This is a genomic window from Actinokineospora spheciospongiae, from assembly GCF_000564855.1.
Classification (GTDB): Bacteria; Actinomycetota; Actinomycetes; order Mycobacteriales; family Pseudonocardiaceae; genus Actinokineospora; species Actinokineospora spheciospongiae.
This window is the reverse complement of sequence record NZ_AYXG01000091.1, coordinates 1-6,326: the sequence shown is the minus strand read 5'-3', so window position 1 is coordinate 6,326 and position 6,326 is coordinate 1. Positions and strand designations below refer to the sequence as shown.

The following is a 6,326-nucleotide window of genomic DNA, read 5'->3' as shown; positions in this document are numbered from 1 at the left end:
CAAGGTGGTGCAGGCGATGCGGCACGGTGTGGTGCCCAGGACGCTGCACGTGGATCAGCCGTCCACGCACGTGGACTGGACGGCGGGCAGCGTCGAACTGGCCACCGAGACTACGGCGTGGCCCGAGGTCGACCGGCCGCGCCGAGCCGGGATCTCCTCGTTCGGGATCAGCGGCACCAACGCGCACGTGATCCTGGAGAGCCCGACCGAACCGGTCGAGGTGGCGCAGCCCGACCGGTCGGCGGTCGTGCCGTGGGTGTTCTCGGCCCGCACGCCGCAGGCGCTGCGGGCCCAGGCCGAGCGGCTGGCGGCGGTGGACGCCCCCGCGGTCGACGTGGCGTCGGCGTTGATCCGCACCCGGGCGGTGTTCGAGCACCGGGCCGTGGTGACCGGCCGGGACGCCGAGGCGTTGCGGCGCGCATTGGCCGCGGTCGCGGCAGGCTCCGACCACGACGGCGCGGTGACCGGCTCGACCTCCCCGGCCGGGTCGTCCGCGCGGGGACCGGTGTTCGTGTTCCCCGGCCAGGGCGGCCAGTGGGTCGGCATGGGGCGGGAACTGGCCGCCTCGTCGCCGGTGTTCACCGAACTGCTCCAGCGGTGCGCCGTCGCGCTGGCACCGCACGTCGATTGGGACCTGATGGAGGTCCTGGATGACGACGAGGCCCTGACCCGGGTGGAGGTGGTGCAGCCCGCGCTGTGGGCGGTGATGGTGTCGCTGGCCGGTCTGTGGCGGTCGTGGGGCATCGAGCCGTCGGCGGTGGTGGGCCACTCGCAGGGCGAGATCGCCGCCGCGGTGGTGTCCGGCGCCCTGTCGACCGAGGACGGTGCTCTCGTGGTCGCGGCGCGCAGCGCGCTGATCGCGGGCGTGCTGGCGGGCACGGGCGGGATGGCCTCGGTCGCGGCCACCCCCGAGCGGGTCGTCGAACTCGGTGGTCAGATCGCCGCGGTCAACGGTCCCGGGTCGGTCGTGGTGGCCGGTGCGGCGCCGGAGCTGGACGCGTTCGTGGCCCGCGCCGAGGCCGAAGGCGTGTGGGTGCGGCGGATCGCGGTGGACTACGGGTCGCACTCGGCCGAGGTCGAGGCACTGCGGGAACAACTGCTGGACGTGCTGGCCCCTGTGCGCCCACGCGAACCCGAGGTGCCTTTCCCGTCCACTGTGGCCAGTGGACGTCCCGGTCTCGCCGACGCCGACTACTGGTACCGCAGCCTGCGCGAGACGGTGCAGTTCGAGCGGGAGGTCCGCGCGCTGCTGGCGCAGGGGCACACCACTTTCCTGGAGGTCGGCCCGCACCCGGTGCTGACCGGCGCGGTGGAGGCCACCGCCGACGCCGTGGGCGTCGAGGTCGTCGCGACCGGTTCCACCCGGCGCGACAACGGCGGCGTGGACGCGCTGCACCTGGCGCTGGGCCGGTTGTGGTCGCACGGCCACCCGGTGGACTGGGCGTCACTGCTGCCCGAGGGCGGGCGCGTGGACCTGCCCACCTACGCCTTCCAGCGGCACCACTACTGGCCGCAGACCCCTGCGACGACCGGCGACGTGACCGGTGCGGGCCTGGTCGGCGTCGAGCACCCGCTGCTCGGCGCCACCGTCGACCTGTCCGAGGGGGACGGCCTGGTGCTCACCGGCAGGCTGTCGCCGCGGGCGCAGCCCTGGCTGGCCGACCACACCGCCCTGGGCCGGGTCCTGTTCCCCGGCACCGGGTTCGTGGAGCTGGCCCTGCGCGCGGGCGACGAGGCCGGTCTCGGGCACCTCGACGAACTGGCCATCTCGGCGCCGCTGCTGCTGCCCGACAACGGCGCGGTGGCGGTGCAGGTCAGGGTCGCCGCGCCGGACGAGCGAGGCCGCGCGGACATCGGGGTGTACTCCCGCGACACGCGAACCCCCGAGGCGCCCTGGGTGCGCCACGCCACCGGCGTGCTCACCCCGGCGGTCGCCGAGGTCGACCCGCTGCCCGCCGCGCCCTGGCCGCCCACCGGGGCGACCGCGCTCGACCTGGACGGCTTCTACGACGTGCGCGGCTACGGCCCGGTGTTCCAGGGCCTGACCGCGGCCTGGCGGCTCGGCGACGACGTGTACGCCGAGGTCGCGCTGCCCGAGCAGGTGCGCGACGCGGCCGCCTTCGGCCTGCACCCCGCGCTCCTGGACGCCGCCCTGCACGCCATCGCGTTCCTGCCCGGGGTCGAAGAGGGCGTGCAACTGCTGCCGTTCGTCTGGAACGGCGTGTCGCTGCACGCCACCGGGGCCACCACCGCGCGGGTCCGCCTGCGCGGGTCGGTCGAGGCGGGGGTGGAACTGGCCGTCGCCGACGGCACCGGTCAACCCGTCGCCTCCGTCGGCGCGCTGCACCTGCGCGCCGTGACCGCCGAACAGCTCGGCACCGCCCGCACCGATTCGCTGTTCCGGGTCGAGTGGACGACCCCCGCCGCGCCCGTGGACCCCGCCGACGCGCAGATCGTGCCGCTGGTGGGCGGCACCGACGTGGTCGCCTCGGCGCACCGGCTGGTGACCGAGGCCCTGGCGCGGGTGCGGGAGGCCGACGCCCCGCTGGTGTTCGTCACCCGCGGCGCCCTCAGCGGCGCCGACCCGGCGGCGGCCGCCGCCTGGGGCCTGGTCCGCTCCGCCCAGACCGAGAACCCCGGCCGCTTCCGGCTCGTGGACGTCGAGGGCGACGGCGACCCCGTCGTCACCGGCGAGCACCAGGTCGTGGTGCGCGACGGGCAGGCGTTCGCCGCCCGGCTGGTCCGGGCCGAGCCCGCGCCCGCCGCGCCCTGGAACCCCGACGGGACGGTCCTGATCACCGGGGGCACCGGCGACCTCGGCCGCGCCCTGGCCGAACACCTCGTGGTCGAGCACGGCGTCCGGCACCTGCTGCTGCTCAGCCGCCGCGGCCCCGACGCGGCCGGTGCCGCCGACCTCGTCGCCGGGCTGGCGGAACGGGGTGCGACCGCGCGGGTGGTGGCCTGCGACGTCACCGACCGCGCCGCGCTGGCGGCCGTGGTCGCCTCCGTCGGCGCCGAGCACCCGCTGACCGGCGTCGTGCACACCGCGGGCGTGCTCGACGACGCCCTGATCACCTCGCTCACCCCGGACGCGGTCGACCGCGTGCTGCGGCCCAAGGTGGACGCGGCCTGGCACCTGCACGAGCTGGTGGGCGAGGTGGAGCACTTCGTGCTGTTCTCCTCGGCCGCGTCGGTGTTCGGCTCGGCGGGCCAGGGCAATTACGCGGCGGGCAACGCCTTCCTCGACGCCCTCGCCGCGCACCGCCGCGCCCTCGGCCTGCCCGCGACCTCGCTGGCCTGGGGCCTGTGGCAGCCGGGGGAGGGCATGACCGGGGCGCTGTCCCACGGCGACCTGGAGCAGATCAACCGCACCGGGGTGCTGCCGCTGCGCACCGACGAGGGCCTGGCCCTGTTCGACGCGGCGATCGGGCACACCCTGGCCGTGCCCGCCCGGCTCGACCTCGCCACCCTGGCGGCGGGCGGCGGGGACCTGGCGGCCCTGCTGAGCGCACTGGTCCGCCCGCGGAGCAGGCGCGGCGTCGCCCGCGCGGGCGAGGACGGCGGCCTCGTGCGGCGCCTGCTCGCCCTGCCCGAGCAGGCCCGCACCGACCTGGTGGTGACCCTGGTGCGGGACCGGGTGGCCGCCGTGCTCGGCCACCCGGACGGCGCCTCGGTGCCCGCGGAGCGCGCGTTCAAGGAACTGGGCCTGGACTCGCTGACCGCCGTCAAGCTGCGCAACGCGCTGGCCGAGACGACCGGGCTGCGGCTGCCCGCGACCCTGGTGTTCGACCACCCGACCTCGGCGGCGGTCGCCCGGTACCTGCTGGGCGAACTGCTCGGGGCCGACCCCGACGTGGCGGTCCCGCTGGGCGCGCTGCCGCCGGTGACCGACGACCCGGTGGTGATCGTGGGCATGGCCTGCCGCTACCCGGGCGGCGTGTCCTCCCCGGAGGACCTATGGCGGCTGGTCGCCGACGGCGTGGACGCGGTCGGCGGCTTCCCCGACGACCGCGGCTGGGACCTCGACGCGCTCTACGACCCCGACCCCGCCCACCCGGGCACGACCTACACCCGCTCCGGCAGCTTCCTGCATGACGCGGGTGGGTTCGACGCGGAGTTCTTCGGGATGAGCCCGCGCGAGGCGCTGGCCACCGACGCCCAGCAGCGCCTGCTGCTGGAGACGTCCTGGGAGGCGTTCGAGCGGGCGGGCATCGACCCGGTGTCGCTGCGGGGCAGCCGCACCGGGGTCTTCGCCGGGGTCATGCACAGCGACTACGCGGAACTGCTGCCCGGCGCGGAGTTCGAGGGGTTCCGGGGCAACGGCAGCTCCGCGAGCGTCGCCTCCGGCCGCGTCGCCTACGCGCTGGGGCTGGAGGGCCCGGCGGTCACGGTGGACACGGCGTGCTCGTCGTCGCTGGTGGCACTGCACTGGGCGGTTCAAGCGCTGCGCTCCGGCGACTGCGACCTGGCCGTCGCCGGTGGCGTCACCGTGCTGTCCACACCCGCGTTGTTCATCGAGTTCGCCCGGCAGCGCGGCATGTCCGTGGACGGCCGGTGCAAGTCCTACGCCGAGGCCGCAGACGGCGCGGGCTGGTCCGAGGGCGTCGGGGTGCTGGTGGTCGAGCGGCTGTCCGACGCCGTCCGCAACGGGCACGAGGTCTTGGCCGTGGTGCGGGGCTCTGCGGTGAACCAGGACGGCGCGTCGAACGGCCTCACCGCTCCCAACGGCCCGTCCCAGCAACGGGTGATCCGGCAGGCCCTCGCGGGCGCCGGGTTGTCCCCGCACGACGTGGACGTGGTGGAGGGCCACGGAACCGGTACGACACTGGGTGACCCGATCGAGGCCCAAGCGCTGTTGGCGACCTACGGCCGCGACCGGGAGACCCCGCTGTTGCTCGGGTCGATCAAGTCCAACATCGGCCACGCCCAGGCGGCGGCCGGGGTGGCGGGTGTGATCAAGGTGGTGCAGGCGATGCGGCACGGTGTGGTGCCCAGGACGCTGCACGTGGACGAGCCGTCCACGCACGTGGACTGGTCGGCGGGCGCGGTGGACCTGGTCACCGAGAACACGGCCTGGCCGTCGACCGACCGTCCGCGGCGCGCGGCGGTGTCGTCGTTCGGCATCTCCGGCACCAACGCCCACACCATCCTGGAACTGCCCGTGCCCGCGCCCGATGCGGCTGAGCCGGAGCCCGCCGAGGTCGTGGTGCCCTGGCTGGTGTCCGGCAAGACCGCGGCGGCCGTGCGCGAGCAGGTGTCCCGGCTCGCCGACACCGGGGGCCGCCCGCTGGACGTGGGCTTCTCCCTGGCCACCACCCGGTCGGCGTTCGAGCACCGCGCGGTCCTCGTCGGCCGCACCCGGGAGGAACTGCTGACCACCGTCACCGAGGCGGTGGCCGGTGACGGCCGGTTGGGCATCGTGTTCACGGGCCAGGGTTCGCAGCGGTTGGGCATGGGGCGGGAGCTGCACGCCCGGTTCCCGGTGTTCGCCGAAGCGTTCGACGAGGTGATCGCCGAACTGGGCGAGGACGTCCGCGAGGTGGTGTGGGGTGAGGACGCGGCGGCCCTGAACCGAACCGGGTGGTCGCAGCCCGCGTTGTTCGCGCTCGAAGTGGCGCTGTACCGGCTGGTGGAGTCCTGGGGCGTCAAGCCCGAGGTCGTGACAGGCCACTCGCTGGGCGAGGTCGTGGCCGCGCACGTGGCGGGCGTGTTCTCCCTGGCGGACGCGTGCACGCTGGTGCGCGCCCGGGCGAGCCTCATGGACGCCCTGCCCGAAGGCGGCGCCATGCTCGCGGTGGCCGCGAGTGAAGCCGAGGTCGCCGAACTGCTGTCGGACGCCGTGTCCCTGGCGGCCGTGAACGACGCCGCCTCGGTGGTGGTCGCGGGTGCGGCCGAGGCGGTCGAGCAGGTGGCGCGCGCGGCGGGGGAACGGGGTTGGAAGCACAAGCGGCTGCCGGTCTCGCACGCGTTCCACTCGCCGCTGATGGACCCCATGCTGGAGGACTTCGCGGCGGCGATCGCGGGCGTCGAGTTCCACGAACCGACCATCGACCTCATCTCCGGCGATCCGACGAACCCCCGGTACTGGGTCCGGCACGTGCGGGAAACCGTGCGCTTCGCCGACGGCGTGCAGGCGATGATCGACTCCGGTGTCCGCACCTTCCTCGAACTGGGCCCCGACGGCACCCTGACGGCGATGATCCAGGACGCCGTCGAGGCGACCGCCGTGCCCGCGCTGCGCCGCGACCGGGACGAGGAATCAGCGGCCGTCACGGCGGTGGCCACCCTGCACGCGTACGGCGTTCCCGTCGACTGGTCGGCGTTCT

At 75.2% G+C, this 6,326-nt stretch carries 1 protein-coding gene; it reads left to right on the top strand.

Going from position 1 to position 6,326, the window contains the following annotated elements; translation table 11 throughout:
* Nucleotides 1–7 precede the first annotated feature (7 nt).
* Nucleotides 8–6,326: SDR family NAD(P)-dependent oxidoreductase (locus tag UO65_RS12975; protein ID WP_459166297.1), on the top strand; the 6,319-nt coding region annotated here is incomplete at its 3' end.